This window comes from Amycolatopsis sp. NPDC028719 (assembly GCF_055565395.1).
Genome location: NZ_JBVHUL010000013.1, coordinates 282409 through 305449, shown reverse-complemented (window position 1 = coordinate 305449; position 23041 = coordinate 282409). Strand labels below are relative to the sequence as shown.

The following is a 23041-nucleotide window of genomic DNA, read 5'->3' as shown; positions in this document are numbered from 1 at the left end:
ACCCAAAGTGGCGTTCGGTGCATGCCACGCACCCAAAGTGGCGTTCGGTGCATGCCACGCACCCAAAGTGGCGTTCGGTGCATGCCACGCACCCAAAGTGGCGTTCGGTGCATGCCACGCACCCAAAGTGGCGTTCGGTGCGTCCGGCTCACCCAATGCGGCGTTCGGTGCGTCCGGCGCACCCAACGCCACATTGGGGCGCTCAGCCGAGCGCGCCCTCCTTGACCCGTTCCACCACCGCGCCGCGCTGCCAGGCGCGGCTCACCCGGACCAGCCATGCCGCTTCCGCCACCACGTCCGCGTCCGCTTCCGCCTCTGCGAGGTGGCCGGGCTCGGCCCGTCCCGGCTCGAAGCGTCTTCCCTCGCGACCCGCTTCGATCGCCGCGGCCAGGGTCACCGCCTCCACCGTCGGGGCCAGCTCCGCTTCCGGGACTCCCGCCCGGCGGGCCGCCGTCTCCGCTCGGGCCGGGAGGTCCGGGTCGAAGTGGGCTCGGAGCGCCAGGTGACCGTCACGGATCTCGATGACCCTGCGGTACAGCGCGAACTCGGCGCCGCCCGTCAGCTCGCGGCCCGGGTCCAGTGCGATGCCCGGCACCGCCGCGCGCAACGCCGTCCACAGTGGCTCGATGCGGCGGTACGCCCGGTATGCCCGCACCCGGCCGATCACCGACGACACCGCCGGCGACCACGCGCTGAGCGTCGCGCCGGCCGTCACGAAACCGATCGTCGCCGCGGCGAGCACCGACGACGGCAGGTCCTCGCGAGCACCGATCCGGGCGGTCTCGGCGAGCCGGCGGACGTCGTCGATGTCCCAGAACGTCCACGCGAACGCCGCGCCCACGCCGACCACCAGCAGCCACAGCCCGGTGCGCAGCGGGCCTGGCTCGGCGTGCCACGCGCTGCGCGCGAACACCGCGATCAGCAGGCCGAGGCTGATTAGGCTGTAGACGAGGAAGATGAGCTTGTCGGCCACGGCGAAGGGCAGGCCGGCGTCCGGAAAGACCGTGTCGTCGCCGACGCGCCGCGGTTCCGACAGCGTGAAGCACGCCGCGAGCAGCACCATCGTCGCGCCGGTGAACAGCGCGTGTGGAGCGAGTCGGGCGCCTTCGCCGCGCCACACCGACTGCGTGAACGCCACGGCGAAGCCGATCGCGCCCAGCTTCAGCTCGTCGCCGGCCAGGCTGAGGACCCACTCGGCCACCGGGCCCGGGCCGGCGAGGGCCGCCATCGCGGGGGTCAGCACGCCGATGCCGGTGGCGATGCAGATCCCGAAGCCGGCGAGGAACCACATGGTGCGCACCGGCTGGCTGCGGCGCGCCTCGACGAGCTTGTACCCGAACCCGGCGAACCCGACCAGGCACAGGTGGTAGGCGAGGGTCTCGATCACAGCGTCCGGCGGCGGTCCCGGCCGCCGAAGAGGGAGTCGAAGCGCCGCACGCCGTCCGGGACGTCGGGCGCGAGTTCGCGCGGCTCCCCGGGCCGGACGACGCGCTGGGCGAGCAGGCTCGCGACGAGCTCTGCTTCGCGCTCTTCGACCTCGGTGTAGGTGGTGCGGCCGAGCACGCGCCGGACCAGCTCGGGCGAGAGGCTGGGCATGAGCTGCCGCCCGGCGGCGGCGTCGAGCGCGACACCGTCCGCGCCGCCGGCCGGGCCGGTGTGGCCGCAGAGCAGGTGGCCGACCTCGTGGAGCAGGATGTGCTGCCGGTGCAGGGCGGTGGTGGTGGTCGGGTAGAGGATGTAGTCGGCGCGGTCGGTGCTCATGAGCAGCCCGCAGGGAGCGCCTTCGGGAGCGCTGACGGGCATGAGCTCGATGGGGCGCCCCCGCTCGGTGGCCAGGCTCGCGACGAAGGCCTCGGCATCGAAGGGTTCGGGAAGGGTGACGGCATCGGCGACTTCCCGGGCCCGCTTCCACAGCACGCGCCCCGCCCGCCGGCGCCGAGATGTACGCGCCACGTCAGCCCTCCCTCACGCCGCGACCCCACGGCTCCGGCCGGTTCAACGCGACGACGGCGGCGGGGATACGCGCGGGAAGCAAGATCGGCCGCGCGAACTTCAGGCGGGCCATGGTGATGGGGGCGAACGACCGGCGGCCGGCAGGAGCGCTCGGCCGGCGGGGCGACGGAACGCTTGGTAGCGCGGGCAGTGCGGTACCCGGTCGGCAGCCGAGGGCAACGCCCGATCGGCAGCTCGATGCGGTGCCAGGCCGGCGCTTCAAGGCAACACCCGACCGGCCGCGGCGATCAACAACCGCCCAGCAACCCGGGGCGATGCCAAGCCGGCTGTTCAAGGTCGCACTCGGCCGACAGCCGAGGGCAACGTCCGCCCGACAACTCGGGGCGGTGCCAAGCCGGCCGCTCAAGGCAACACCCGACCGGTCAAGGTGACCAACGCCCGGTCGGCAGCTCGGGCCGGTGCCCCGCCCGTCGTCCGGAGCGGAAGTCGGCTCGCGTGCCGCATTCGCTGATGGCGTCACCTCAGCCCTCTCTCTTCGGTCCGCTGCGACCGGCCTCCCTTCGGGCGATCGCGTCGACCATGTCGCTGATCGTGTCCAGCCCGTCGGCCGACAACGTCACCGCTCGCAGTGCCAGGTCCCGCACCCCCGCGTCGCGCAGGGCCCCCAGCAAAGCCAGCTCCTCCGCGATCTTCGTGCTCTGCTCGTCGTCGAAGAAGTATGCCGGGGGCACTCCGAAGAACTGGGCCAGTGCTTCGAGGTGGCGCTTCGTCGGGTTGTCGCGGCGGCCCGTGCGCAGCTGCCACAGGTACGTCGTCGAGAAGCTCTCGCCTGTTGCCTCACGGCAGGCCTTCGCGACCTCTTCGTTGCTGTACGGCTCCCGATCGGGCCTGCGGACCACGTGGAACAGCCGGTCGATCTTGTCGGCCAGTGTCGACTTGCCGGGCTCCTTGACCACGATGCACTCCCTCAGCTACCAGGCACATTCATCCTAGCTGAAAGCTGAACACCATTTATCAACGCGAGTTCGCCCTCGGGCGCGGCTGGCAGCGGGGACAGGAGAACGACGACCGGTTCATGAACGGCTCCCGCCGGATCGCCGTGCCGCACCGGTGGCACGGCAGCCCTTCCTGGCCGTACGCGTCCAGCGACCGGTCGAAGTAGCCCGACTGCCCGTTGATGTTCACGTACAGCGCGTCGAACGAAGTGCCGCCCGCGCCCAGCGCCGCGTTCATCACGTCCGACGCCGCCGACAGCAGCTCGCGGCCCTTCGCCGGCGTCAGTTTCTCCGTCGGCCGGGACCAGTGCAGGCGAGCGCGCCACAGCGCTTCGTCCGCGTAGATGTTGCCGATGCCCGAAACCAGCGTCTGGTCCAGCAGCGCCCGCTTGACCTCGGTGCGCCGCGACCGCAGCGCGCGCACCGCCGCGTCGAGGTCGAACGCCGGGTCCATCGGGTCGCGGGCGATGTGCGCGATCGTGTCCGGGAGCAGCACCTCGTTGAGGTCGTCGAGCGCCAGGCCGCCGAACGTCCGCTGGTCGACGAACCGCAGCTCCGGCCCGTCGTCGTCGAAGCGCAGCCGCACCCGCAGGTGCTTCTCGTCCGGCGCGCCCTCGGGCTGGACGAGCATCTGCCCGCTCATCCCGAGGTGGGCCAGCAGCGCCTCCTTGTCGGACAGCTCCAGCCACAGGTACTTGCCACGGCGCCGCGCCGCCTCGACGCGGGTGCCGGCCAGCCGCTTCTCGAAGTCCTGCGCGCCGAGCGCGTGCCGGCGGATGGCGCGCGGGTGCAGCACCTCCGCCTCGCGGATGGTCCGGCCCGCGACGTGCGTCTGGAGGCCCAGGCGTACTACTTCGACCTCGGGGAGTTCGGGCATGCGTTCATTGTGCCCGGCGGGTACGACACTTTTGAAAAGGCGCTCAGGGTGCGGCCGGTCCGACGTCTGCCTTCGTCAGCGGAACCCGCGTCGCTCCCGAAGCGAAGTACTCGTCCGCGCCGACGTCAAAGGCACCCGACCGGGCCTGCAGGTCGAAGTCCTTCGCGGCGAACGGGTACGACCCCGCGCCCGCGTCGATCGCCGGGCTCCCCGGCGACAGCCGGTCCAGCCCGGCAGCGTCCTTGACCAGCTTCGGGTCCACCGACCGAGAAGGGATCCCCGCCGAGCCGCCGAAGGTGATGTTGCCTTCGTACTTCACCGTCGACCCGCTGGGCAGCGTCACGAGCGTGCCGGACGTCCCCCGCACGATGTTGTCCGCGACCACGCAGTCCTTCGGCTTGAAGTCGCCGCCGTCGCCGTCGATGACGCTCTTCGAACCCAGCACCGTGTTGTAGGCGACCGTCACCCGATCAGGTCGATCATGGAGCTTGCTCGACGGCCCGCTGTCGGCTTCGTCGCCGGAGCCGAACACGATCGCGCGATCACCGGAGTTCGCGACGTGATTGTTGACGATCTTGTGGTCGTTGCCGTGGAACCGGATGCCCGACCCGAACAGCAGGTTGCCCTCGACGACGCTGCGGTTGCCGTGACGCAGCACGATGTACCCCTTGCTGTCCCGGATCGTGTTGTACCGCACCACGTTGTCGGACGACTTGACCGAGATCGCCTCGCTGTCGCCGTCGGCCTTCTCGAAGAGGTTGTTCTCGATCAGCGCGTTCGCGGCGTAGGACTGGCGATCGCTCAGCCCGAGCCGGATCGACTCGCCGCCGTTGGACCCCGCGAACTGGTGGTTGAAGAAGTAGTTGTGGTGCACGTGGACGCGCTTCGCCATGGCGCCGGACGGCCCGAGGATCTGCAGGAACACGCCCTGGCTGGTGCGGTTCTGGAAGACGTTGCGGTCGACGACGGTGTCGTCACCGCTGACCGTCACCCAGTTCCCGTCGCCGGTGAGCTGGAAGTCGTTGCGCGTCAAGCGGTTGTGCGACGCGCCGGCGGGGACGCTCAGGGACGCGCCGCCCCGGAACTTGAAGCCCCGCAGGACCACGTTCGAGACGCCGCTCGCGAAGGCGAACGTCTTCGAGCCGGTGATGGTGGCCTTGCCGGTGTGCTCGGCGGCGACGGTCACGGGCGCGGAAGGGGTGCCGGACCGCTTGATCGAGAGCGTCGAGCCCGCCGGATACGAGCCGTCGGCCAAGACGATCGTGTCGCCCGGGTTCGCCTTGTCGAGCGCGGACTGCAGCGCCGGCAGCGAGGTCACGCGGACCTGCGCCGCCGACGCGGACGGGCCGGGCACGACGACGAGCGCCGCCACGAGCAGGGGAACGAAGAACAGACGCATCCGCCGGAACCTCTCAGTGAGTACGAGCGCGGCGGATGATCACCACGCTACTGAGCGGCAGGCGGAAACGTCAACGGAGGTTCCCGGTGATCAGGACTCCGTGTCGTCCTTCTTCTCGGCTTCGAGCTCGGCCGACAGCGAGCGCCAGGCCGTCTCGGCGGCCTTCTGCTCGGCTTCCTTCTTCGTCGACCCGGTGCCGTTGCCCAGCGGGCGGCCGGCGACGAGGACGGTGGCCGTGAACTCCTTGCGGTGGTCCGGCCCGGTGTCCTCGACCTTGTACTCGGGCACGCCGAAGCCGGCCGACGCGGTCAGCTCCTGCAGACTCGTCTTCCAGTCCAGCCCGGCGCCGCGCAGCGGAGCCTCGGCGAGCAGGCCGTCGAAGAGGTGGTGCACGAGCTTGCGCGCGATCTCGATGCCGTGCTCGAGGTAGACGGCACCGATGACCGCTTCCAGGCCGTCGGCGAGGATGCTCGCCTTGTCCCGGCCGCCGGTGAGCTCTTCGCCCTTGCCCAGCAGCAGGTGCGCCCCGAGCCCGCCCTCGCCGAGCCCGCGCGCGACCCGCGCCAGTGCGTGCATGTTGACGACGCTGGCGCGGAGCTTCGCGAGCTGACCCTCGGGCAGGTCGGGATGCGTGTTGTACAGGTGATCGGTGACGACCAGGCCGAGCACCGCGTCACCGAGGAACTCCAGCCGCTCGTTCGGCGGCAGCCCCCCGTTTTCGTACGCGTACGAACGGTGGGTCAGCGACAGCCGGAGCCGCTCGGGGTCGAGTGTGACCCCGAGCGCTTCGAGCAACGGCGCCGGATCGGCGGGTGGTCCCCCGGGCGTCTTGCCCCCCATGTCGGCTACCCGATCAGGCGGGCTCGACGACCTGGCGACCGTTGTGCTGGCCGCACGACGGGCACGCGATGTGCTGGAGCTTCGGCTGCTTGCAGGCGCGGTTGGAGCAGGGCACCAGCTGCACCGGAGCCGCCTTCCACTGGCTGCGGCGGGAGCGCGTGTTGGATCGCGACATCTTCCGCTTCGGGACGGCCACGAGTAGATCTCCTTATGACGGTCTGCTCGCGGTGCGAGCGAACTTCCTCCGCAACGAGCTGGGTCGCTCGTCAGGCTTGCTCAGCGGGACCCGGCGCAGGCTTCTCGCCCGCATTCTCGTCGAAGCGCTCGACCAGTGCGGCCCACCGAGGATCTATCTTCTCATGCCCGTGTCCGGGCTCGAGATCGGCCCACTTGACGCCGCACTCGATGCAGAGCCCGGCGCAGTCTTCGGTGCACAGCGGCGCCAGCGGCAGCGCGAGCACGGTGGCGTCGCGCACGATGGGCTCGAGGTCGATGCGGTCGTCGATCAGCCGGGGGATCTCGTCCTCGTCGGTGGTCTCCTCGGTGGCCGAGCCCGGGTAGGCGAACAGCTCCTGGACCTCGACCTCGATCTCCTCGGTCAGCGGGTCGAGGCAGCGCGCGCAAGTGCCCTTCGCGGTCGCCGTGGCGGTGCCGCTGACCAGGACGCCCTCCACGACGGACTCGAGCAGCAGGTCGAGCTTGAGCTCGGAGCCGGCGTCGATGGTGATGACATCGGGGACGCCGAGCGGCGTCTCCACCGGCACGCTGCGCGTGATCGCGCGGCTGAGGCCGGCGTGACGGCCGAGCTCACGGGTGTCGATCACCCAGGGGCTGCGGTCGTCGAGCTGGGGGGTCTTGTTCTCGGACATCCAGACCAGGGTACGCACCGGTCGCCACACCTTTTGCGCTGGCACCCGCGCAGGTCGGGCGGGACGCGGGGAGCGGTGTGCGGTGGGGGCTCGGGTTTGCGGAGGCGGTGCGGTGCGGCGAGGCGCCGTGAAGGGGGCGTTCGTGGCGCTCGGCGGGGCGCACGGCGGGTCCGGCGCGGCGAGGTCCCGTGAATGACTCATTTACCTCGTCGGACGACATGAATGGGTCATTCACGGCATCGGAGGAGCTACCTGGACGGCACCGACCCTAGTGAGCTGGCCATTCGCGGACGGCTCGCCCCACCGGTCAGCCCCTGCCCTCCTGGCAGAGTTCCGGCCAAGTCGCCCGGCCTGGCTGCCCGCTGGCAGGGGTCGACGGGTGTGATGTCCCGGGCAAACGTCTTGAATGAGTCATTCAAGACACTTGAATCCGGCTGCGGTGGTCGAGGCGGCCACCTGCCGAGGCGGTGGCGACACCGAACCGGGCTTCGCCGGGGTTCGGTGTCGCGAAACTCGCCCCGGCGGTCAGGACAGCGGGGTCGAGATCCTCGTCACACCTGGTAGTCGTACAGCGTCGGGCGCCCGCCTGAGCTCGGCAGGTTCGCCGGGGAACGCAGGTGGTTGCGGCCCGAATCGACCGTCCGCAGCGTCGTTGCCAGCAGCTCCGAGAACTCCGCCAGCTTGCCGTCCACGTACGCGTCGCAGTCCGCGCGCTGGCGGTCGGCTTCGGCGTGGGCTTCGTCGACGATGCGGGCCGACTCCGCGTGCGCCGCCTGGACCACCTCGGTCTGCGCCACCAGGCGGCCCTGCTCGGCGCGGCCGTCCTCGATGGCTCGGTCGTAGGCGTCGCGGCCGGCCTGGATCATGCGCTCGGACTCGGCGCGGGACCGGTCGGTGAGGTTCTGGTACTCCGCCTGGCCCGCCGCGACCGTGCGGTCGGCCTGGTCGTGCGCGTCGGCGAGCATCTGCTCGGCGCGGGCGCGCGCGTCGGCCAGGATGCGCTCGGCCTCGTCGGTCGCGTCGGCGATCGCGCGCTCGGCTTCGGCGTTCGCGCCGGCGACCGTCTCCCCCGCCTCCTTGCGGGCGGCGTGGATCAGGTCGTCGCGCTTGTCGAGCACGTCCTGCGCGTCGTCGACCTCCGCCGGCAGTGCGTCGCGGACGTCGTCGAGGAGTTCGAGGACGTCGCCGCGGGGCACCACGCAGCTGGACGTCATCGGGACGCCGCGCGCCTCCTCGACGATGGTGACGAGCTCGTCGAGCGCCTCGAAAACCCGGTACACGGCAACTCCAATCCCCTGTCGCTGGGACCAGTCTGCCCGTTCTCCCCGCGGAACCGGTGAACGCCACCGGCGCCGGGCGTGTCCCCCGGGACCACGCCCGGCGCCGGCGTCCCTAGGGCAGCGCGAAGGCCGGATCGGTGATCACCTTCGTGAGCTGCTCGTCGGTCAGGGGGTAGCCGAGGCCGCCGGTCACGATCACCGTCGAGCCGTCGGGGCGGTACAGGAACCCGGTGACGCCGTCGCGCACGGGAGCGCCGTTCCCGTCCCGGTAGACGAGTTCGGACAGCACGAGGACGCCGCCGCCGGGCTGCGGGAGCCGGACGCAGCGCGACTGCGAGCCGGGCGCGGTGCAGAGCCGGCCGGCCGGGACGACCTCGTGCGCGGCTCCCGTCCCGCGCACGGTCAGCTGGAAGTTGCCGGGCCGCCCGCTCGCGTCGACGAATTCGGCCGTCACGCTCATCCGGTCCGGGCCGATGCTGTCCGCCGGCGACCGGCCCAAGGTCAGGTCGTGGACGCCGGGCAGCGCCCGCGTGACCGCGTCGGCGAGGGCCAGGCGGAGCCGGGACTGCTCGGCGAGCGACGGCGGCACGGGGCCGTGGGCCGGGGACACGGGAGCGGGCCCGGGGCCGAAGAGGAACGCCGCCGCGACGGCAGCGCACGCGACGACCGTGACCGCGATCCCGGCGGCACGCGCACGCGACCGCGTGGCCGCCCGGTCGGCGACCACGTCCGGGTCGAAACCGAGGGGTGGCTCGTCGAGGTCGACGTCCCGCAGGCGGGTCTGGAGGTCGGTCACCACGTGCTCCTTTCCGTGCTGCGTTCGAGGACGCCGCGGAGGGTCTCGAGCCCGCGCGCGGCCTGGCTCCGGACGGTTCCTTCCGAGCAGCGCAGCACTTCCGCGACGTCCGCGGCCGGGAGGTCGGCGCAGTAGCGGAGCACCACGGCGGCGCGCTGCTTCGGCGGGACTTCGGCGAGGGCGCGCAGGAGCGGCGCGGAGATGCCGGCTTCGGGCGCGGACGAGGGCTGCTCGGGCACGACGCCGTCACGGCGTTCGCGGTGCCGCCACGGCCGTCGCCGCTCGTCGAGCCAGCAGCGCAGGAGGACCTGCCGGGCGTAGTTGTCGACCGGCCCGCGGCGGGTGATCTTCGGCCAGACCCGGTACAGCTTGACCAGGGCGTTCTGGACCAGGTCCTCGGCCAGGTGCCAGTCGCCGCAGAGCAGGTACGCCGTGCGTCTCAGTGCCAGTGCCCGTGCCCGGGCGAACTCCCGGAAGTCCGCGTCGTCCTCAGCGCGCATCGCGCCTCCCTCGTCCTGGTTCCGGTGTACCTCACGGACGGGGAGGCGCGGCGCGTTGCACGCGGGTCAGGAATTCAGGTCGATCCGCTTGAAGGTGACGTAGTGGTCGGGCGTGTAGGCCAGCTCGCCCGCCTTGCCGGAGATCACGCGGTCGTCAGTGCCGACGCTGAAGAGCTTGTAGTAGCCGGACGCGCAAGCCGGGAGCACGCCTTCGCGGTTCTCGTAGGTCGTGCTGCTGGAGGCTCCGCCGCGGACGTTGTCGACCACCGTGCGAGCCGCCGTGGAAAGCTGGGAGTAGCCGATCTTCGTGAGGCCGGACAGGTCGCCGCAGGCGTGCGTCGTGCCGCCGCCGCTGATGTCGATGACCTTGAAGGTGGCGTAGTGGTCGCCGGTGTAGAAGTACTCGCCGCCGGAGCCGGTCACGATGCGGCGCGTGCCGCGGTTGCTCGAGCCGGGCGTCGGCACCGTGTACTCGTGGTAGTAGCCCGACGCGCAGGACGGGAGGATGCCTTCCCGGTTGTCGAAGACGACGCCGTCGTTCTGCGGGTACGGGAACGGGCCGCCCTTCTGGATCAGGTTGTACGTCGTCGTCGCCTCGGCGGGCAGGGCCGGGAGCGTCGTGTGGGAGAACCCGGAGAGGTTCCCGCACGCGTTCTGGGCGGCGACGGCCGGTGAAGCCGGTGAAGCTGTCACCGCTTCGGCGGCGGTGACCCCCATGGACAGCGTGGCCAGGAGCGCGAACAGGACCGCGACCAGGCGTGATCGGTAGTTGGTCATTTTCGGACCGTAACCCGATCGGATGGTCGTCAGAAGACGCGCAGATGAACTCCGGCCGTGCGCGGCGGAAGTCCCGACGAACGTAGGGGGCCGAACGACGGGAACCGGACGTCCCGGGTTGCGCGCGGTCCAGTGTGGATGGACGCAGCGGAGAGTCAGCGCCCGAGCTTCGGGAACTTCTCCGAGAGGCGCTCGTAGACCACCGGCGGGACCAGGTGCTCGATGTCGCCGCCGAGCGCCGCGACCTCCTTGACCAGCGAGCTCGATACGAACCCGTATGCCGGGTTGTTCGCCATCAGCAGCGTCTCGACGCCGGTCAGCTCGCGGTTCATCTGCGCCATCTGCAGCTCGTAGTCGAAGTCGCTGACCGAGCGCAGGCCCTTGGCGATCGCCGCGATGTCGTTCTCGCGGCAGTAGTCGACCAGCAGGCCTTCCCACGAGTCCACCCGGATGTTCGGCAGCTTCGAGGTGATCTCGCGCAGCATCTCCAGGCGCTCTTCGATCTCGAAGAGACCCTTCTTGCTCTTGTTCACCCCCACCGCGACGACGACTTCGTCGAACAGGATGCTCGCCCGCTCGATGATGTCGAGGTGCCCGTTGGTGGCCGGATCGTAGGAACCGGGACAGACCGCACGCCGCATGGCGCGGACGCTACCGTGCCGCAGGTCGCGACGCCCGCTCTGCCGCGCGTGGGCCACGTCACGAAGTGCGGTAGTCCGCCCAGAAGACCGCCGTGTCGCCGTACTTCTTCGCGCGCGAGGGCTCGAAGCCCGCCGGCCAGTCCGGCTCGCCGTCGCGGGCCGCGCGTTCGACCACGACCAGCGCGCTCTCCCCCAGCCAGCCGCCCGCCGCCAGCGAAGCCAGCACCTTGCCGAGCGCGGCCGCGTCCACGGCGTACGGCGGGTCGGCCAGGACCAGGTCGTACGGCCGGGGCGCGGGCGCCGCGACCACCGTCTCGACCTGCCCGGCGCGGACCGTGCCGCCCAGGCCCAGCGCCGCGACGTTGCCGCGCAGGACGTCCACCGCGCGCCGGTCGGCCTCCACGAACAGCGCGTCGGCCGCGCCGCGGGAAAGCGCCTCGAGGCCGAGGGCGCCGGAGCCGGCGTAGAGGTCGAGGACGTGGGCGCCGTCCAGTTCGCCCGCCGTCTCCAGGGCGTTGAACAGGGCCTCCCGCACGCGTTCCGACGTCGGCCGGGTGCCCTTCGGCGGCACTTTCAGCCGCCGCCCGCCCGCCGTCCCGGCCACGATCCTGGTCACCCCCCGATTGTGGAGGGCGGACACGGCACGCGGATGACCGGGACACGGGTGTACCCGCCGGACCCACCGCGTAGAGTCGTTCTTCGCCCTCGGAGGCGATCCAGAGCTGTCAAGGAGCCATGCGTGTCGGAACCTCGGGTCAGACGGGCCGAGATCGCCATCGAACAAGCCCACGTCGATCGCGTGTACACCCGTCTGGACGAATTGCGCGTCCAAGCGGAGGCGATGCGCACCAAGGGCTACGAGATCGGCCAGGGCGCGCAGCGCGAGGCGATCTTCGAGCAGGCGTCGATGCTGTTCGAGCGGGACATGATGGTCTACCACGCCAATCAGACGCTCCAGACGCTCGACGCCGAGTACGAGGGGCTCGTCTTCGGCCGGCTCGACCACCTCGACGACGCCGAACGCACCTACGTCGGCAGGCTCGGCATCCGCGACGCGGAGTTCGACAACCTCGTGACGGACTGGCGCGCGCCGGCCGCGGCCGCGTTCTACCAGGCCACGGCCGAGGAACCGATGGACGTCGTGCGGCGGCGCGTGATCCGCTGCTCCGGCCAGAACGTCCTGGACGTCGACGACGACGTGCTGATCGCCGACGCCGTGCCCGAGGACATGCAGATCGTCGGCGAAGGCGCGCTGATGGCCGCGCTGGGGCGCTCGCGCGGCGAGAAGATGCGCGACATCGTCGCGACCATCCAGAAGGAGCAGGACGAGGTCATCCGGGCGCCGTGGCGCGGCGTCACCGAGATCACCGGCGGCCCGGGCACCGGCAAGACCGCGGTCGCCCTGCACCGCGCGGCCTACCTGCTCTACCGCTACCGCCGTCAGCTCGGCGGCGCCGGGGTGCTCGTGATCGGGCCGTCCGGGGTGTTCACCAGCTACATCTCGCGCGTCCTCCCCTCGATGGGGGAAACGAACGTCGAGCTGCGCGCGCTCGGCGAGGTCCTCGACGGCCTGGAGGCGACGCGGCAGGACGCGGCGCCGCTCGCCGCGATCAAGGGGTCGCTGCGGATGCGCAAGATCCTGCTGCGGGCGCTGCGGGACACCCCGCCGGAGGCCCCCGAAGAGATGCGGATCGTCTACCGCGGCGAGGTCCTCCGGCTGAACGCGCGGGAGCTCGAGAAGGTGCGCCGCAAGGCCCACACGCAGGGCGCGCCGCCGAACCGGTCGCGGATCCGGGCGGCCGAGCTGCTGCTCGACGCGCTGGCGGCGAAGGCCGAGGAGTACGCGAAGGCCGACGGCAAGCCGTTCGAGCGGGCGGACCTGATCACCGACCTGGGCGAGCGGATCGACTTCCACCGGTTCCTGGTCGTCTGGTGGCCGGTGCTGTACCCGGCGCAGGTCCTGAAGTGGCTGGGCGAGGAGAAGCGGCTCGCGTCGGTGTCGAAGGGCGTCCTGAACCGGCAGGAGATCTCGCTGCTGGCGGCGGACCTCGCGGACCGGTCACGGGGCTGGTCGATCGCCGACGTCGCGCTGCTCGACGAGCTGCGCGTGCTGATCGGGCCGCCGCCGAAGCGCAAGCGGCGTCAGATGATCGAGGTGGAGCCGCAGCGGTCCGGCGGCGCCCCGACCCGGCCCGAGCACTACGACGAGTACTCGCACGTGGTCGTCGACGAGTCGCAGGACCTTTCGCCGATGCAGTGGCGGATGGTCGGCCGGCGCGGGAAGTACGCGAGCTGGACGGTCGTCGGCGACCCGGTGCAGAGCTCGTGGCCGGACCCGGCGGAGGCGGCCCAGGCGCGCGACCAGGCGTTCGGGGTGAAGACGGCCCGGCGGCGGTTCACGCTGCGGACGAACTACCGGAACTCGGCGGAGATCTTCGACCTGGCGGCGAAGGTGGTGGCCGGGCACGCGGAGTCGGGCGAGCTGCCGGTGGCCGTGCGCAAGACGGGCGTGGAGCCGGAGGTCCGCCCGGTCGAGGCGGCAGGCCTCGCGTCCGCGACGCAGGCGGCGGTGAAGGAGCTGCTGGGCGCGGTCGAGGGCACGGTCGGCGTCATCACGGCGATGGACCGGGTGCCGGAGGTCGCGGGCTGGGTGTCGGCCCAGGCGGACGAACGGCTCAAGGTCGTCGGCAGCCTGGATTCGAAGGGCCTGGAGTACGACGCGGTGGTGCTCGTGGAGCCGAACGACCTGATCACCGAGTCGACGACGGGACGTCGGGTGCTGTACGTGGCGCTGACCCGGGCGACGCAGCAGCTCATCGTGCTGGCCTCGAACCCCGACTGGATCCCGGCGGCCTGACCCGGAGGGTCGGCTCGCGTGCCGGGAGGGTCGGTCACTCGTGGTGGGCCAGGACCTGCTTGAGCAGGCGGGCCAGCGTCCGCCGGTCCTCCTCGGGGAGCGGGGCGAGCAGGTCGGCTTGGACCTGGTCGAGGACCTCGTCCATGCGCCGCAGCTGACGCAGGCCGGCTTCGGTGAGCGTCACGCGGTTGCGGCGCCCGTGGTCCGGGTCCGGGGTGCGGTCGACCTGGCCCAGCTCCACCAGCTGCCCCACCGCCGCCACGACGTCGCTGCGGTCGACGCGGCACCGGCGGCCCAGCTCGGCCTGGCTCGCCGGCCCGAACTCGTGCAGCGCGGCCAGGATCCGGTAGTGGTACCCGCGCGCTCCCGCGGCGGCGAAGCCGTCGGACACCAGCCGGCGGACGTGCACGGCCAGCTGCGTGATCAGCCAGCTCGGCTTCGCCGTCAGGCGGCCCGGAATCTCGTCCATGCCGGGCCACTCTAATCGTGTTGGTGAGACCAACACCCTGTCGATAGTGTTGGTCCCACCAACACAACGAGCCCGGATGTCCGCCGAAGACCGCCTCGAGATCGCCGACCTCTTCGCCCGCCTGGCGAACCTGCTGGACGAATGCCGCCACGACGACGCCGGCGAGGTCTACAGCCCCGACGCGGTGGTGCACTCGCCGCGCGCGGACCTGCGCGGTCTCGACGAGGTGATCGCCTTCCTCAAGAGCAGCGAGGTCGAGGGGATCCGCACCCAGCACGTGCACGGGGACGTACTGGTGGAGGTCGACGGCGACCACGCGAAGGCCCGGGCCGGCCAGCTCGTGCACTTCTGGCGCGACGGCGAACCGCCGCACCGCAGCAGCGGCCTGCGCGTGTCCTGCACCGCGACGCGCACCCCGGCGGGCTGGCGGTTCGGCGAAATGGCCGCGACGCTCGCCTGGACCCGGGAGCAGTGACGCTGAAGGGCTCCTTCGAGGGGCGGGAGGCAGGTTCCCGTGCCCTTGAAGGAGCCCTTCAGACCCCCGGTGAGTGAAACGTCTCTCGGACGGAACCCGTCCGAGGGCATGTCTACTGGACAAGAGTTGTTCGGTGTCCGCGCACCGGCACCGAACAACAACATCGAACAACCGGTCAGGGGCAGGGCGGGGCGTAGTCGATGCCCGGCAACCCGGCCGACCACTCCGCCTCCGTGATCCGGGGCGCCGCGACCGCGCAGATCTTCGCCGCCGCCCGGGCGGGGTCGGTCTCGGCGAACCGGACCGTGCCGTCCGCGACGGTGGCCACCAGCGTATGGCCGTCCGGGGCGTACTGCACGGCGTAGACCCGGTCCGCTTCCTCGGGCAGCACCGCGTACGGCTCCCGCCGGGCGACGTCCCACAGCCGGACCGTGCGGTCGTAGCTGCCGGAGGCCAGCACGCCGCCGTCGCCGCTGAAGGACACCGACATGACGATGTCGGTGTGCCCGGCGAGGACCGCCGACCCGTGCGCGGCGGCGGGGTCGGCGACGTCCCACAGGCGGATCACGCGGTCGGCGGCGGCGGTCGCCAGTGTCCGGCCGTCGGGGCTGAACGCGACCGAGAAGATCGTGTCCGTGTGCCCTTCGAGCTTCGAGAGCGCCCGTGGCGACCGGGGCGCCGAGACGTCCCACAGCCGCGCGGTGTGGTCCCAGCCCGCGGTGGCCAGCGTCCGGCCGTCCGGGCTGAAGGCGAGCGTGTGGACGTCGTCCTCGTGGCCTTCCAGCCGGGCGATCTCCACCGGGTGCAGGCGGTCGGCGACGTCCCAGAGCCGGGCCGTGTGGCCGTCGCCCGCGGTGGCCAGGAGCCGGCCGTCCGGGCTGAACGCGACGGCGTCGATGTCGTCGTGCGGCCGCGAGAACACCACGGGCGGCCCGGGGTGGGCCGGGTCGGTGATGTCCCGCAGCGCCATCGTGTGGTCCCAGCTGCCGGTGGCCAGCGTCCGGCCGTCCGGGCTGATCGCGACGCCGCAGACCGGGTCGCCGAAGCCGCCGACGGTGGCGACGGTCCGGGGCGCGGCCGGGTCGGCGAGGTCGTGCAGCCGCACTGCCTCGTCGTAGCCGGCGGTGGCGAGCACGCCGCGGCCGAACGCGGCGTGGCACGCCTGCGCCGTGTGGGCCGGGATCGCCGGGCCGGGCAGGTCCCACAGCCGCGCGGTCTGGTCGTCGCTGGCGGTGGCGAGGGCGCGCCCGTCACGGGTGAACACCGCGGAGCCGACCGCGCCGGTGTGCCCGGGCAGCGACGACAGCTCGCGCGGCTGCCGCGGGTCGGCGACGTCCCACAGCCGCGCGGTGCGGTCGAAGCCGGTCGTGGCCAGGGTGTGCCCGTCGGGGCCGAACGCGACCGACCGCACGATCGCCTTGTGCGCCCCGAGCGACGCCCGTTGCCGAGGCATCGCAGGGTCGGTGACGTCCCACAGGCGCGCGGTCTCGTCGGCGCTCGCGGTGGCGAGGGTGCGCCCGTCGGTGCTGAACGCGACCGAGTGGACGACGTCGGTGTGCCCGGCCGCGACGCCGAGCTGACGCCGCGACGCGACGTCCCAGACGCGCGCGGTCTTGTCGGCCGACGCGGACGCGAGCAGCCGGCCGTCGCCGCTGAAGGCGAGGTTGTTGACGTAGGACGTGTGCCCGGCCAGCTCCCCCGCCGGACGCGGGTGAGCCGGATCAGTGGTGTCGTACAGCCGGAGCACGCCCGTGCCGTCGCCGGTCGCCAGCAGCGGCCCGACGGGGCTGAAGGCGACCGCGTAGGACTTCTTTTCGTGCTGTTCGACGATCACCCCGGGCCCCGGCCGGGCCGGGTCGCCGACGTCCCAGACCCGGACGGTGCCGTCGAACCCGGCAGTGGCGACGCTCCGGCCGTCGGCGCTGAAGGCGACGTTGTTGACGTTGCCGGTGTGCCCGGCGAGGACACCCTTCGGCACCGGGTGGTGCGGGTCGTGGACGTCCCACAGGCGCGCCGTGCCGTCCCAGCTCGCGGTGGCGAGGACCTGCCCGTCCGGCCGGAGGGCGACGGTGTTGACCCGGCCGGTGTGCCCGGTGACGCGGGTCGAGTACGGCGTCGCGAACATCCCGAGCACGCTGCTGCGCGCGTCGGCGCTCGGGTCGAGCCGGTACGCGGCGAGCGCGAGCTGCGCGGCCAGCGCGGGGTTGGTGGCGCGCATGGCCAGCGCCTGGCCGGCGACCTTCTGGGCGAGCGCGCTGTTGCGCTGGTCGGTGGCCGTGCTCTCGGCGCGCACGGCGTACGCGGTGGCCGCGACGGCGACGACCAGCAGCACGGCGAGCAGCGCGACGAGCTGCCGCAGCCGCCGCGTGCGACGGCGGTCGCGCTCCTGCTCGGCGTGCTCGACGGCGAGGCTCGCGTCGAGGAAACGCCGTTCCCGCCGGGAAAGCGCGGTGTCCTGGCGCGCCGCCCACTCCCGCGCGATGGCCAGCCGGGTGCCGCGGTAGAGCCAGCCGGGATCCTCCTCGACCGACTCCCACGCGTCGGTCGCCTCGGTGAGCTGCCGGTGCACGCGCAGGCCTTCGCGGTCCTGGGTGAGCCATTCCCGCAGCCGCGGCCAGCCGCGGATGAGGGCCTCGTGGGTGATTTCGATGCCGGTGTCGTCGAGGGTGACCAGGCGGGCCGCCGCCAGCTCGCCGAGCACGACGGCGGTGTCCTCGTCGTCGGTGTCGAGCTCGGCCCGGCTGATCCGGCGCTTGGTGTCCTCGGTGCCTTCGCCGAGCGCGGTCATCCGCAGGAAGATCTGCCGCGCCAGCCGCTGCTGACGCGCGGAGAGCGCCGCGAAGGTGCGTTCCGACGTCTGCGCGACCGCCCGCTCGATGCCGCCGGTGGATTCGTACCCGGCCAGGGTGAGCGTGGTGCCGCGCCGCCGGCGCCACGTTTCCAGGAGCGCGTGCGAGAGCAGCGGCAGCACGCCGGGCCGGCCGGTGGCGTCCGCGACGAGCCGTGAGACCAAGGCGTTCTCGACGCGGTACCCGGCGTCGACCGCGGGCCGCGAGATCGCCTGCCGGAGCTCCTCGGTGGTCATCGGGCCGACGAGCACCTGGGCGTCCTGCATGGCTTCGGCGAGGTCGGCGTGGCACGCGCAGTGGGTGTAGAAGTCGGTGCGGATGCCGAGGACGACCCGGGTCCGGCTGCCGGGTTCGGTGGTCGCGGTGACGAGCGCGCCGAGGAACCGCGCCCGTTCCCCGTCGTCCTGGCAGAGAGTGAAGACCTCTTCGAACTGGTCGACGACCACGACGACGTCGGTGTCGTCGGCTTCGGCGAGCTGCCGGGCGGCAAGGCCGAGGTTGCGCGGGTGCGCGGTGAAGTCGTCGAGCAGCGCGCCGGGGGCGACGCCGAGCGCCGCGGCGAACTTGACGGCGCACTCCTGCAGCGGCCGGGCGCCCGGGGTGAGCAACACGACCGGGTCCTTCACCGACGGCAGCAGGCCGGCGCGCAGCAGGGAGGACTTCCCCGATCCGGACGCGCCGAGGACGGCGAGAAAACGTTGTCTCGAAAGCCGGCCGACGAGCTTTTCGACCAGTCGTTCCCGGCCGAAGAATCGGCCCGCGTCGGCGGGCCCGAATGCGCTCAGGCCGACGTACGGCGGCTTTTCCCCGCTTTCCGGCTCGGGTGGTGAATCAGCACCCTCGGGGCGCGATCCGCCGGCCACGGCGTGCCAGCGTTCTTCCCATTCGCCGGGCACCCCGCCGCAGGCCCGGACGTAGGCCAAAGTGACCGCCAGGCTGGGGAGTTTCCGCCCACCGGCGGCCTCGGAAAGCGTCCCGGCCGAGTAGTGCGCGCGCCGGCCGAGCTCGCGGTACGTCGGATTCCCGGCGCTCTCCCGCAAACGCCGGAGATCGGCGGCGAATTCGGTCAGCGGGTCGTCGCCGGGATCCAAGGGTCGCTCCGGACGCGGCACCCCGTCCTCCCTTTGTCCGCCGGTTTGTCCCCAACCGTATCGGGTGCCGTGGCGCGTCAGGGTTCGTTCGGCGAAACCAGCCGCCGGTGGACGGCTCCGGCGTCGACGCCGAGTTCGGCGAGCAGGTCGGCGGCCGGATCGGGCGGGGTCACCTTCAGCAGCGCCCGCAGCAGTTCGGCGGGCTCCCGCGGCTTCCCGCGGATCGCCTCGTTGACGACCGCGCGGGCGTTCGACGTCAACGCGCCCGGCGTCAGGCGCCCGCGCTTCACCGGAACCTCCGGCGGCCGCAGCCCTTCCACTTCGATGCCGAGCGCCGCCAGGGCCGCGCGGTCGAGGCGGTCCAGGGCCGCGCGGGCCTCCTCGACGTTCTTGCCGAGGGCACGCGCGCTGTCCGGGTCGTGGAGGAGCCCGAGCAGCAGGTGCTCGGTGCCGAGGCGCCGGTCGCCCCGGCGGCGGGACTCCTCCAGGGCCGCCGTCACCACGACGGCGAACGGGCTCTTGGCGATCAGCCGGTCGAGCACCACGGCCTCACTTCCCGTACTTCGCGTGCACGGACTGGCGGGCGACGCCGAGCGCGTCCCCGATCTGCTCCCACGACCAGCCGCGCTCCCTCGCGTGCGCGACGGCGGCCGCCTCGACCTGCTCGGCGAGCCGGTGCAGGGCGCCGACCGCCCGCAGCGCGACCGCGGGGTCGGTTTCCGAGATCCGCCCGGAAAGCTCTTCCGCTTCCATGTGTGTCAGTCTAGCCTGACACCAGTTCGTCAGTTCAAACTGACAGTGCTGGCCGAAAAGGAGGACGTCATGGATGTCGCGGTGATCGGCGCGGGCCCGGTGGGCCTCATGCTGGCGGCGGAGCTGCGGCTCGGCGGGGCCGAGGTGGCGGTCCTGGACCGGCGGGCCGCGCCGGACGAGCGGCCGCGGGCGAACGGGCTCGGCGGCCGGATCGTCGAGCAGCTCGACCACCGGGGCCTGCTGGACCGGTTCCAAGCCGAAGCGGGCTTCGCCGGTCCGCTGCCCGGGTTCCCGTTCGGGCCGCTGCCCCTGGACTTCAGCGGCCTGGACTCGCCACTGCGCGGACTGATGCTGCAGCAGCCGCGGATGGAAGCCCTGCTGGCCGCCCGCGCGACCGAGCTCGGCGCCGAGCTCCGGCGGGGTCACGAGCTGGTGGACCTCGACACGGTCCGGGGTCCGGACGGTCCCTATCGGCTGGAGGCGAGGTACGTCGTCGGCTGCGACGGCGCGCACAGCCGCGTCCGCGAGCTGGCGGGCATCGGGTTCCCCGGCACCACCGACGACGAGCTGATGCGCCTCGGGCACTTCCGCGCCGACGTCGGCCTCTTCGCGACGGTGCCGGGGCTGGTACGGGGCTGGAACCGCCGGCCCGGCGGCCGGGTGCTGGTGACGTCGCTGACGCCGGGCGTCGTGATCGCCGGCGTTCGGGAGGTGGCGCCCGAGCCGGCCGGAGAGCCGACGCTCGGCGAGTTCCGCGACGCCGTCCGCCGCGTGCTCGGCACCGACCTGCCGCTGGAGGAGCCGCTGTGGCTGTCGCGGACGGTCAGCTCGGCCCGGCTCGCCGAGCGGTACCGCGCCGGGCGGGTCCTGCTGGCCGGCGACGCGGCACACGTCTTCCCCGCCGGGGGCTCTTCGCTCAACGTCGGGCTGCTGGACGCGGTCAACCTGGGCTGGAAGCTCGCCGCCGTCGTGCGCGGCGCCGCTCCGGAGAGCCTGCTCGACAGCTACCACGCGGAACGGCACCCGGTCGCCGCGCGGACGTTGACGCAAACCCGCGTCCAGGCGCTGCTGGACCGCCTCACCGGCGAAGACGGCGACGCGCTGCGGACGCTCTTCGGCGAACTCGCCGCGCTTCCCCAGGCGACGCGGCACCTGGCCGGGCTGCTGCGGGACGCCGACGAGCTGCCGTACGTCGCCGACCTGCCGCTGACCGTCGGCGGCCGCGCCACCCGCGTGGCCGAGGTCATGCGCGCCGCGCGTCCGGTGCTGTTCGACTTCGCCGACCGCGCCGACCTGCGGGAAGCCGCCGGCGCGGACGTGAAGATCGTCACGGCGGAGTGCGCGGGCGCCCCGGCCGAGGCGCTTTTCGTGCGCCCGGACGGCGTGGTCGCGTTCAGCGGCGACGATCCGGCGGCGTTGCGGGAAGCAATGACGGCACCGGGGCGTTGACCCCGGTTGTGAGCTCACTGCCTGACGTGCCGCTGTCCGTGCTCGACCTGTCCCCCGTTTCCGAGGGGGCCACCGTCACCGAGACGCTGCGAAACACCTTGGACCTCGCCCGCGCCGCGGAACGGCTGGGCTACCACCGCTACTGGCTGGCCGAGCACCACAACATGCCCGGCATCGCCAGCTCGGCGACGGTCGTGCTGATCGGCCACGTCGCCGACGCGACCGAGCGCATCCGCGTCGGCTCGGGCGGGATCATGCTGCCCAACCACGCGCCGCTGGTGGTCGCCGAGCAGTTCGGCACCCTGGAGGCGTTCCACCCGGGCCGCATCGACCTCGGCATCGGCCGCGCGCCGGGCACCGACCAGCGGACGGCGCTGGCGCTGCGCGGCCCCGGCGGGCTGTCCGCGGAGAACTTCCCGGAGCACCTGCAGGAGCTGATCGGCTACTTCACCCACTCGGAGGCGCGCGGCGTCAACGCGGTGGTGGCCGAGGGCAACCAGCCGCCGGTGTGGCTGCTGGGCTCGAGCGGCTTCAGTGCGCAGCTGGCCGGTCGGCTCGGGCTGCCGTTCTCCTTCGCGCACCACTTCGCGGCGGAGAACACCATCCCGGCGGTGCAGCTCTACCGGGAGAACTTCCGGCCCGGCGTCCTCGACGAGCCGTACGTGATGCTCGGGGTATCCGTGGTCGCCGCCGAGACCGACGACCGTGCGCAGTTCCTGGCCGGGCCGTCCGGGCTGACGTTCCTGAGCCTGCGCCGCGGCCGCCCGATCGCGCTGCCGACGCCGGAAGAGGCGGCCGAGTACCCGTACACGGAGATGGACCGCGCGTTCCTGGCCGAGCGGTTCGGGTCGAGCATCGTCGGCTCGCCGGAGACGGTCCACAAGGGACTCGAGCAGCTGCTGGCCGACACGGGCGCGGACGAGCTGATGATCACGACGATGGTCCACGGCCACGCGGATCGCGTCCGCTCCTACGAACTGATCGCCGGCCTCAAGTCCTGACCCGCGAGCTGAAGGGCACCTTCCTCGCACGAGACGCGACGAAGGTGCCCTTCGGCGCGTCCGGTGTTACAAAGGTGCCCTTCAGCCACTTCCGGCAGCCGGGTCGGTATTTTCTCTTGCCTCTTTGACAACAAGATCGGGCGCGGTTGTCAGCGCCGCACAAGAAATGCGCGGTTACCAGCCCGTGACCGCGCGATCCTGCTCAAGTTCTTGTCTCCCAGCAGGGCCGTGGTTAGCGTACCGACCAGTAGGAAACGGCACGGTGTCCCCCGAGACCGTGAATGGCCGACAATTTTTACCCCGTTCGGACCATTCCCCCTTGCACGACTCGGGTGTATTCGACGTGCCGTCGAAACCGCTGGGGAGGCACACGAATGGCCGAACGGACGACGACGCCGTCGTTCCCCGGGGCCGCCGCACTGCGGCAGACCGGACGGCTCTACGGGCTCGGCCTCGACGTCGTCCGGCTGACGTTCCGCCGCCCGTTCCAGGTGCGTGAGCTGATCCAGCAGTTCTGGTTCGTCGCGAGCGTCTCGATCCTGCCGACGGCGCTGGTCTCCATCCCGTTCGGCGCGGTGATCGCGCTGCACATCGGGTCGCTGACCACGCAGATCGGCGCGCAGTCCTTCACCGGCGCGGCCAGCGTGCTCGCGATCATCCAGCAAGCCAGCCCGATCGTCACCGCGCTGCTCATCGCCGGCGCAGGAGGAAGCGCCATGTGCGCCGACCTCGGCTCGCGCACCATCCGCGAAGAGATCGACGCCATGGAGGTCCTCGGCGTCTCGCCCGTCCAGCGGCTGATCGTGCCACGGGTGCTCGCCGCGATGGGTGTCGCGGTCTTCCTCAACGGCATGGTGAGCGTCGTCGGCGTGCTCGGCGGCTACTTCTTCAACGTGATCATGCAGCACGGCACGCCGGGGGCGTACCTGGCCAGCTTCTCGGCCCTGGCGCAGCTGCCCGACCTGTGGATCAGCGAGATCAAGGCGGTCATCTTCGGCTTCGTCGCCGGCGTGGTCGCCGCCTACCGGGGGCTGAACCCCAAGGGCGGCCCGAAGGGCGTCGGCGACGCCGTCAACCAGTCCGTGGTCATCACGTTCCTGCTGCTGTTCGTGCTGAACCTCGTGCTCACCACCGTCTACCTGCAACTCGTGCCGCCCAAGGGGAGCTGAT

General features: G+C 72.1%; 23 protein-coding genes. 5 read left to right on the top strand and 18 right to left on the bottom strand.

Annotated features, from left to right (window positions below):
* Positions 1-202: 202 nt before the first annotated feature.
* From ACZ4TR_RS43195 to rsmD, 14 genes are all read right to left on the bottom strand, one after another.
* Positions 203-1387 carry an MAB_1171c family putative transporter gene (locus ACZ4TR_RS43195; RefSeq protein ID WP_465294117.1) on the bottom strand — a complete coding sequence of 395 codons (1185 nt, stop codon included), beginning with the start codon at positions 1385-1387 and terminating at the stop codon, positions 203-205.
* Positions 1384-1953, bottom strand: coding sequence for a hypothetical protein (locus tag ACZ4TR_RS43190; protein WP_465294115.1), 570 nt, complete (start codon positions 1951-1953; stop codon positions 1384-1386). The genes ACZ4TR_RS43195 and ACZ4TR_RS43190 overlap by 4 nt, the downstream gene beginning before the upstream one ends.
* A gap of 521 nt (positions 1954-2474) precedes the next feature.
* On the bottom strand, positions 2475-2909 hold the full coding sequence (locus ACZ4TR_RS43185) for a helix-turn-helix domain-containing protein (protein WP_364522830.1): 435 nt from the start codon (positions 2907-2909) through the stop codon (positions 2475-2477).
* 58 nt (positions 2910-2967) lie between these two features.
* Positions 2968-3825: a bifunctional DNA-formamidopyrimidine glycosylase/DNA-(apurinic or apyrimidinic site) lyase gene (mutM, locus tag ACZ4TR_RS43180; protein WP_465294113.1), complete on the bottom strand. Its 858-nt coding sequence runs from the start codon at positions 3823-3825 to the stop codon at positions 2968-2970.
* A gap of 43 nt (positions 3826-3868) precedes the next feature.
* Positions 3869-5224: a chondroitinase-B domain-containing protein gene (locus ACZ4TR_RS43175; RefSeq protein WP_465294111.1), complete on the bottom strand. Its 1356-nt coding sequence runs from the start codon at positions 5222-5224 to the stop codon at positions 3869-3871.
* Positions 5225-5314: 90 nt separating this feature from the next.
* Positions 5315-6064, bottom strand: a complete 750-nt coding sequence (rnc, locus tag ACZ4TR_RS43170) for a ribonuclease III (RefSeq protein ID WP_465294109.1) — start codon at positions 6062-6064, stop codon at positions 5315-5317.
* Positions 6065-6077: 13 nt separating this feature from the next.
* Positions 6078-6260 carry a 50S ribosomal protein L32 gene (rpmF, locus tag ACZ4TR_RS43165; RefSeq protein WP_013223689.1) on the bottom strand — a complete coding sequence of 61 codons (183 nt, stop codon included), beginning with the start codon at positions 6258-6260 and terminating at the stop codon, positions 6078-6080.
* 70 nt (positions 6261-6330) lie between these two features.
* Complete coding sequence (locus ACZ4TR_RS43160; RefSeq protein WP_465294107.1) at positions 6331-6933, bottom strand: YceD family protein; 603 nt, start codon at positions 6931-6933, stop codon at positions 6331-6333.
* Positions 6934-7484: 551 nt separating this feature from the next.
* Positions 7485-8213, bottom strand: coding sequence for a DivIVA domain-containing protein (locus ACZ4TR_RS43155; RefSeq protein ID WP_329050620.1), 729 nt, complete (start codon positions 8211-8213; stop codon positions 7485-7487).
* Between the two features lie 112 nt (positions 8214-8325).
* Complete coding sequence (locus ACZ4TR_RS43150; protein WP_465294105.1) at positions 8326-9009, bottom strand: hypothetical protein; 684 nt, start codon at positions 9007-9009, stop codon at positions 8326-8328.
* On the bottom strand, positions 9006-9509 hold the full coding sequence (locus ACZ4TR_RS43145; RefSeq protein WP_465294103.1) for a SigE family RNA polymerase sigma factor: 504 nt from the start codon (positions 9507-9509) through the stop codon (positions 9006-9008). Before ACZ4TR_RS43145 ends, ACZ4TR_RS43150 begins: the two co-directional genes overlap by 4 nt.
* 66 nt (positions 9510-9575) lie before the next feature.
* Positions 9576-10286: a ribonuclease domain-containing protein gene (locus tag ACZ4TR_RS43140; protein WP_465294101.1), complete on the bottom strand. Its 711-nt coding sequence runs from the start codon at positions 10284-10286 to the stop codon at positions 9576-9578.
* A gap of 155 nt (positions 10287-10441) precedes the next feature.
* Positions 10442-10927: a pantetheine-phosphate adenylyltransferase gene (coaD, locus tag ACZ4TR_RS43135; RefSeq protein ID WP_465294099.1), complete on the bottom strand. Its 486-nt coding sequence runs from the start codon at positions 10925-10927 to the stop codon at positions 10442-10444.
* Positions 10928-10985: 58 nt separating this feature from the next.
* Positions 10986-11543: a 16S rRNA (guanine(966)-N(2))-methyltransferase RsmD gene (gene rsmD / locus ACZ4TR_RS43130; protein WP_465294097.1), complete on the bottom strand. Its 558-nt coding sequence runs from the start codon at positions 11541-11543 to the stop codon at positions 10986-10988.
* Positions 11544-11666: 123 nt separating this feature from the next.
* Here rsmD and ACZ4TR_RS43125 point away from each other — a divergent pair, with 123 nt between their 5' ends.
* Positions 11667-13784 carry a HelD family protein gene (locus ACZ4TR_RS43125; RefSeq protein WP_465294095.1) on the top strand — a complete coding sequence of 706 codons (2118 nt, stop codon included), beginning with the start codon at positions 11667-11669 and terminating at the stop codon, positions 13782-13784.
* Positions 13785-13818: 34 nt separating this feature from the next.
* On the opposite strand, the gene ACZ4TR_RS43120 is transcribed toward ACZ4TR_RS43125, so the two are convergent.
* Entirely contained in the window at positions 13819-14253 is a 435-nt protein-coding gene (locus tag ACZ4TR_RS43120; protein ID WP_465294093.1) for a MarR family winged helix-turn-helix transcriptional regulator, read from the bottom strand.
* Positions 14254-14329: 76 nt separating this feature from the next.
* On the opposite strand from ACZ4TR_RS43120, the gene ACZ4TR_RS43115 reads away from it, so the two are divergent.
* Positions 14330-14728, top strand: coding sequence for a nuclear transport factor 2 family protein (locus ACZ4TR_RS43115; protein ID WP_364522855.1), 399 nt, complete (start codon positions 14330-14332; stop codon positions 14726-14728).
* A gap of 175 nt (positions 14729-14903) precedes the next feature.
* Here ACZ4TR_RS43115 and ACZ4TR_RS43110 read toward each other — a convergent pair whose 3' ends face one another.
* The 3 genes from ACZ4TR_RS43110 to ACZ4TR_RS43100 are packed head-to-tail and all read right to left on the bottom strand — an operon-like array spanning position 14904 to position 19421.
* Complete coding sequence (locus tag ACZ4TR_RS43110) at positions 14904-18689, bottom strand: nSTAND1 domain-containing NTPase (protein WP_465294091.1); 3786 nt, start codon at positions 18687-18689, stop codon at positions 14904-14906.
* Between the two features lie 56 nt (positions 18690-18745).
* Positions 18746-19213 carry a Clp protease N-terminal domain-containing protein gene (locus ACZ4TR_RS43105; RefSeq protein WP_465294089.1) on the bottom strand — a complete coding sequence of 156 codons (468 nt, stop codon included), beginning with the start codon at positions 19211-19213 and terminating at the stop codon, positions 18746-18748.
* A 4-nt stretch (positions 19214-19217) separates the two neighbouring features.
* Complete coding sequence (locus ACZ4TR_RS43100; protein ID WP_155545168.1) at positions 19218-19421, bottom strand: helix-turn-helix domain-containing protein; 204 nt, start codon at positions 19419-19421, stop codon at positions 19218-19220.
* A 69-nt stretch (positions 19422-19490) separates the two neighbouring features.
* Between ACZ4TR_RS43100 and ACZ4TR_RS43095 the strand changes: the two genes are divergently transcribed.
* The 3 genes from ACZ4TR_RS43095 (at position 19491) to ACZ4TR_RS43085 (ending at position 23040) form a co-directional block, all read left to right on the top strand.
* Positions 19491-20870 carry an FAD-dependent monooxygenase gene (locus ACZ4TR_RS43095; protein WP_465294087.1) on the top strand — a complete coding sequence of 460 codons (1380 nt, stop codon included), beginning with the start codon at positions 19491-19493 and terminating at the stop codon, positions 20868-20870.
* A gap of 8 nt (positions 20871-20878) precedes the next feature.
* Complete coding sequence (locus ACZ4TR_RS43090) at positions 20879-21871, top strand: LLM class flavin-dependent oxidoreductase (RefSeq protein ID WP_465294085.1); 993 nt, start codon at positions 20879-20881, stop codon at positions 21869-21871.
* Between the two features lie 374 nt (positions 21872-22245).
* Positions 22246-23040, top strand: a complete 795-nt coding sequence (locus ACZ4TR_RS43085) for an MlaE family ABC transporter permease (protein ID WP_364522865.1) — start codon at positions 22246-22248, stop codon at positions 23038-23040.
* Position 23041 lies beyond the last annotated feature (1 nt).

Coding starts and splice junctions, on each gene's coding strand:
- mutM (WP_465294113.1), bottom strand. CDS start 3,825: ATGCCCGAACTCCCCGAGGTCGAAGTAGTACGCCTGGGCCTCCAGACG.
- ACZ4TR_RS43175 (WP_465294111.1), bottom strand. CDS start 5,224: ATGCGTCTGTTCTTCGTTCCCCTGCTCGTGGCGGCGCTCGTCGTCGTG.
- rnc (WP_465294109.1), bottom strand. CDS start 6,064: ATGGGGGGCAAGACGCCCGGGGGACCACCCGCCGATCCGGCGCCGTTG.
- ACZ4TR_RS43160 (WP_465294107.1), bottom strand. CDS start 6,933: ATGTCCGAGAACAAGACCCCCCAGCTCGACGACCGCAGCCCCTGGGTG.
- ACZ4TR_RS43145 (WP_465294103.1), bottom strand. CDS start 9,509: ATGCGCGCTGAGGACGACGCGGACTTCCGGGAGTTCGCCCGGGCACGG.
- ACZ4TR_RS43140 (WP_465294101.1), bottom strand. CDS start 10,286: ATGACCAACTACCGATCACGCCTGGTCGCGGTCCTGTTCGCGCTCCTG.
- coaD (WP_465294099.1), bottom strand. CDS start 10,927: ATGCGGCGTGCGGTCTGTCCCGGTTCCTACGATCCGGCCACCAACGGG.
- ACZ4TR_RS43120 (WP_465294093.1), bottom strand. CDS start 14,253: ATGGACGAGATTCCGGGCCGCCTGACGGCGAAGCCGAGCTGGCTGATC.
- ACZ4TR_RS43115 (WP_364522855.1), top strand. CDS start 14,330: ATGTCCGCCGAAGACCGCCTCGAGATCGCCGACCTCTTCGCCCGCCTG.
- ACZ4TR_RS43100 (WP_155545168.1), bottom strand. CDS start 19,421: ATGGAAGCGGAAGAGCTTTCCGGGCGGATCTCGGAAACCGACCCCGCG.
- ACZ4TR_RS43095 (WP_465294087.1), top strand. CDS start 19,491: ATGGATGTCGCGGTGATCGGCGCGGGCCCGGTGGGCCTCATGCTGGCG.
- ACZ4TR_RS43085 (WP_364522865.1), top strand. CDS start 22,246: ATGGCCGAACGGACGACGACGCCGTCGTTCCCCGGGGCCGCCGCACTG.